At 69.8% G+C, this 842-nt stretch carries 1 protein-coding gene; it reads right to left on the minus strand.

Annotation, left to right across the window (positions count from 1 at the left end):
• On the minus strand, window positions 1-610 hold a 610-nt coding region (locus HUK84_RS20620; protein ID WP_176641854.1), incomplete at its 3' end, for a peroxiredoxin.
• Window positions 611-842 lie beyond the last annotated feature (232 nt).

Here is an 842-nt window from a genome sequence, read left to right on the forward strand (position 1 = left end):
AGCCCTCGGGCGTCAGCGCATCACCCTGCGCCGCGCGCTGCAGCGCCGCGACCAGGCGCAGCATCTCGGCCACCGAGCGCCCGACCGACATCGGATACCAGGTGATGGCCTGCACGATCCCCGCCGGATCGATGAAATAGCTGGCCCGCACCGTGGCGCTGTCGCGGGCGGTGGCGTCCAGCATGCCGAAGGCGCGGCCGACCGCCATGGTCGGGTCCTCGACGACCGGAAAGGGGACGGGGGCGCCGAACTGGGCGCGGATGGCCTCGATCCACGCCAGGTGGGCATGCAGACTGTCCACCGACAGGCCCAGCAGTGCGCAGTCCAGCGCCGCGAACCGCTCGGCGGCGCGGGCCAGCGCCACGAACTCGCTGGTGCAGACCGGGGTGAAATCCGCCGGGTGGGAGAAGAACACCAGCCAGCGCCCGCGATAATCGCTCAGCCGCATGGCGCCATGCGTGGTGCGGGCCGCGAAATCGGGCGCTGGATCGCCGATCCGCAGCGGCGCGATGCCGGAAGATGCCGCGGGATTCGGGGCGGCAGGACCAGGGACGGCAGGGACCGAAAGGGCGGGCTGCGCGGGACGGTCGGGCGTCGGGCTGTCGGACATGGCAGGGATGTCGCATTCCATGTGGCTTGACGCAATATCAGCCATTAAATACAGACATTATGAAAGTAAGAAATTGATCGCTGGCGAGCGGGCCCGCGTGCTAATCTGACGCCATCAGGAAAGGGTGCAGGACCATGATCGCCGATCCCGTTTCCCCCTCCGGAGCCCCCTCCGGAGCCGTCGCCGCCGACCCCGCCCGCGATGCCGCCGCCCGGCAGGTCGCCGCCTGGTC

The sequence above is a fragment of the Nguyenibacter vanlangensis genome (assembly GCF_013376155.1).
Taxonomy (GTDB): Bacteria; Pseudomonadota; Alphaproteobacteria; order Acetobacterales; family Acetobacteraceae; genus Gluconacetobacter; species Gluconacetobacter vanlangensis.